At 47.0% G+C, this 4,427-nt stretch carries 3 protein-coding genes; all 3 read left to right on the top strand.

The features are described from left to right. Positions 1-214: 214 nt before the first annotated feature. Entirely contained in the window at positions 215-1,573 is a 1,359-nt protein-coding gene (locus PX481_RS29260) for a CmpA/NrtA family ABC transporter substrate-binding protein (protein ID WP_288097484.1), read from the top strand. Positions 1,574-1,685: 112 nt separating this feature from the next. Next, positions 1,686-2,516, top strand: a complete 831-nt coding sequence (gene ntrB / locus PX481_RS29255) for a nitrate ABC transporter permease (protein ID WP_288026624.1) — start codon at positions 1,686-1,688, stop codon at positions 2,514-2,516. Between the two features lie 69 nt (positions 2,517-2,585). Further along, positions 2,586-4,427, top strand: a 1,842-nt coding sequence (locus PX481_RS29250; RefSeq protein WP_288097481.1) for an ABC transporter ATP-binding/substrate-binding protein, incomplete at its 3' end; no start/stop codon positions are given.

Genomic DNA, 4,427 nt, shown 5'->3' with positions numbered 1-4,427 from the left:
TCTTATCAATCGAATTAAATTTTTGTAAATAAAATTCTCGCTCGGATTAATTATTTTTTCCAAATTCCGCTAGACTTATTTAGTAAGTTCAATCGAGATTCAATATTCCATAGCTAAATTTCTATAGCACAGGCTAGAAGGGAAGTTTAGCGAGGGATTCCTTTACCCATAATTCAGCACACATATTTGCTTTAGCAAGCAGGTAGGAGATTCTATGTCAAATTTTTCGAGACGGAAATTTTTAACCACGGCGGCAGTTTCAGCGGCAGGGGCTGTTGTCCTCAAAGGTTGTGTTGGTAATCCCCCCGACACTACGGGTGGAACCACCACCACCGCGCCCGCTTCCCCGGTTGCTTCTCCCGTCGCCATCGCCCCGGAACAAGCTCCTGAAACCACCAAAATTAAATTAGGTTATATTCCTATCGTTGAGGCCGCACCCTTAATTATTGCCAAGGAAAAAGGCTTTTTCGCCAAACACGGGATGCCCGATGTGGAAGTCTCCAAACAAGCAAACTGGGGTTCCGCTAGAGATAACGTCGAAATTGGCGCAGATGCGGGCGGAATTGACGGGGGACAGTGGCAAATGCCCATGCCTTACCTAATTTCCGAGGGACTAATCACCAAAAATAACGTTAAAGTCCCCATGTATGTGTTAGCGCAGTTAAACACCCAGGGTAACGGAATTGCGATCGCAGGTAAACACGAAGGCAAAAATATCGGTTTAGACCTAAAACCCGCCAAAGATTACATCCTCGGCATGAAAACGACGGGAACTCCCTTCAAAGCTGCCTATACTTTCCCGAAAGCTAATCAGGACTTCTGGATTCGTTACTGGTTAGCCGCCGGTGGTATTAACCCCGATACGGATATTAACCTAATTGCCGTACCCGCAGCCCAAACCGTGGCCAACATGAAAACCGGAACCATGGATGCGTTTAGTACCGGCGATCCTTGGCCGGCGAGAATTGTGGCTGATCAGATCGGTTTTATGTCAGCTTTAACCGCAGAAATCTGGCCCTATCACCCGGAAGAATACCTCGCTATCCGCGCCGATTGGGTGGATAAAAACCCGAAAGCCACCAAGGCCCTATTAAAAGGAATTATGGAAGCGCAGCAATGGCTCGATCAAGAGGCAAATCGGGCAGAAGCGGCGGCAATTCTCGCTAAACCGGCTTATTTCAACCTCAAAGAAGAAATTATCGCCGGTCCCCTCAAAGGAATGCAGAAAATGGGTGACGGCAAACCGGAAATCACCGACAAAAATAAAGGGGTTTTCTACTGGAAAGATCCCGCCGGTAGCGTTTCCTATCCCTACAAGAGTCATGATCTCTGGTTTTTAACCGAAAGTGTTCGTTGGGGTTTCTTGCCGAAAGAAACTTTAACCACTGCCTCAGCATTAATCGACAAAGTTAACCGCGAGGATCTTTGGAAAGCGGCAGCTACAGAATTAGGAGTTCCTGCGGCCGATATTCCCACCAGTACCTCCCGCGGTGTCGAAAAATTCTTCGACGGCAAAACTTTTGACCCCGCTAATCCCCAAGCTTATCTCGATAGTTTGGCAATTAAAAAATAGCGAGCTTTTCTCGATAGGCTAGGGGCATAAAATATCTAGTCTATTAATCCCAAAAGTGTTTTCTTCTCTCCCCAATCAAGTAACTTTATCTTCAACAAAGGAAAACGGCAAAATGGCAAGTAGCGTCAGCAGAACAGGTAAAGGTGGTTTCAACTTCGGTAAATTCTGGAAAAAGCATTCCCAAGACATTCTTCCCCCTATTATCGGTACCCTGGGTTTTCTGATTGTTTGGCAATTAGTCTCGATGCTGGGATTAATCAAATTACCCCCCCCATCCGACCTAATCACCAATGAACGGACTCGTACCTATTTAATGTATCCTTTCTTTGATCGTGGGGGCATTGATAAGGGACTATTCTGGCAAACTTTAGCGAGTCTGCAACGGGTATTAATCGGTTATTCTTTTGCCGCAGTGGTTGGTATTGGCGTTGGGATTATGGTCGGTTTAAATTCTTTCTTAAATAAGGCCCTCGATCCCCTTTTCCAATTCCTGAGAACAGTTCCTCCTCTTGCTTGGGTTCCCCTATCTTTGGCCGCTTTACAACAAAACCAACCTGCTGCTTTATTCGTGATCTTTATTACCGCAGTTTGGCCGATTTTGATTAATACCACCGTCGGTGTCCAACAAATTCCCCAAGACTATATCAACGTTAAACAAGTCTTGCAATTGTCCAGCAAAAAATTCTTCTTCAAGATATTAATTCCCTCAGCACTTCCCTACATCTTCACCGGTTTGAGAATTGCGATCGGTTTAGCTTGGTTAGCGATTATCGCGGCTGAAATCGTTATGTCGGGTATCGTCGGTATCGGTTTCTTTATCTGGGATGCCTACCAAAATAACTACATCAGCGATATTATTCTCGCGCTGTTTTATATCGGTGGTGTGGGTTTATTACTCGATCGCTTTATGGCTTGGTTGCAAAATCAAATCGTTCGTCAATAGGGAATAAATGGGGAAACTTTCCCCATTTCTAAATAACTGAAACTTGAGCAAATTTAAGGAGAAAAAACTATGAGTTTGTTTGTCGCTGTCGATAACATCGATAAAGTATTCCCCCTCAGTAGTGGCGGTGAATATGTGGCCTTGAAAGGGATTGACTTACAGATAAAAAAAGGGGAATTTATCTCCCTCATCGGTCACTCTGGTTGCGGAAAATCAACCCTCTTAAACATGATCGCTGGTTTAGATTTGCCCACGGAAGGAGTGGTGACTTTGCAAGGTCAAAGCATTAAAAAACCGGGACCTGATCGCATGGTAGTCTTCCAAAACTATTCCCTTTTGCCCTGGTTAACTGTCAAAGAAAATATTACTCTGGCCGTCGATCAAGTTCTCGCCCAACTATCAGAAGACGAAAGAAAAGCTGAAGTCGAAAAATATATCGATCTGGTCAATCTTCGTCATGCAGTGGATAAACGTCCCAACGAATTATCGGGGGGGATGAAACAACGGGTAGCGATCGCTCGCGCCCTAGCCATCCGTCCGAAAGTGCTGCTTTTAGACGAACCCTTTGGCGCGTTAGATGCCCTGACTAGAGGTAATCTACAGGAACAGTTAATGCAGCTGTGCGAAGAATACGAAATGACCTCGGTAATGGTGACGCACGATGTGGATGAAGCGGTGCTATTATCCGATCGCATCGTCATGCTCACCAACGGCCCCGGCTCAAAAATTGGCGGTATTTTGGAAGTGGATATCCCCCGTCCCCGCAAACGCATGGAAGTGGTGGAACACCCCAGTTACTACAGTCTCCGGAGTGAAATTATCTATTTCCTCAACCAACAAAAACGGATCAAAAAACTACGCGCTCGCAAAGTCGAAGTAATTGCCCGTCACGGTTTAGAAAAAGTCAATCTAGAAATCGGTTTTGTTCCCCTCACCGCTTGCGCGCCCCTAGCAGTGGCCAAAGAAAAGGGATTCTTCACTAAACATGGTCTAGATGAGGTGAATTTGGTCCGGGAAACCAGTTGGCGAGGCGTTGTGGACGGGATCGCGGGGGGATTCCTCGACGGGGCGCAAATGCCTTCAGGAATGCCCACCTGGTTAACCGTCGGTGGTTATCAGGAGCAACCTTTGCCGATTGTCAGCGCCCTGACTATGACTCGTAACGGTAACGGTGTCACCCTCGCTAAACGCTTCTATGACGAGGGAGTGATTGACGGTAACGCCTTAAGACAGATGCTATTGGAATCGAGGGATCAGCGCCATATTTTTGGCATTGTTCACCCCTCCTCGATGCACAATTTGCTCCTACGTTACTGGTTAGCGGCAGCGGGAATTGACCCCGATAAAGACGTTCACCTCGAAACTATTCCCCCGGCCCAAATGGTAGCCGACCTGAAAACCGGTAGTATTGACGGTTACTGTGTCGGTGAACCTTGGAATCTCAGGTCCGCCATGGAAGGTATCGGTTACACCGTCGCCACCGACTTAGAAATCTGGCAGGGCCACCCGGGTAAGGCCCTGGGAGTCCGGGAAGATTGGGCCAATAAATACCCTAATACCCACGTCGCTTTAGTTAAAGCACTGCTGGAAGGTTGTCGCTACTGTGCCGAGGAAGGGAATCAGGAAGAAATTCGTCAAATCCTCGCTAGTCGTCAGTACCTTAGTACCAATATAGATTATATCCAACTAGGTGATCCCAACTCCTACGCGTGCAGTCTCGATCAACCGATGAAAGAATATGCACACCATCTGTTCTTTGGGGATGGAGTCAATCGTCCCAGTCGTACCGAACACCTCTGGATGATGACCCAAATGGCGCGCTGGGGCCACATTCCTTTCCCCCGTAACTGGGTAGAAATTCTCGAACGCGTCTGTCGGGTGGGTGTCTTTAGTACCGCGGCCCGGGAATTG

Source organism: Microcystis sp. M53603_WE2 (genome assembly GCF_030065435.1).
Note: the sequence above shows the minus strand (reverse complement) of the source record. Positions and strands in the feature narration are given on the sequence as shown.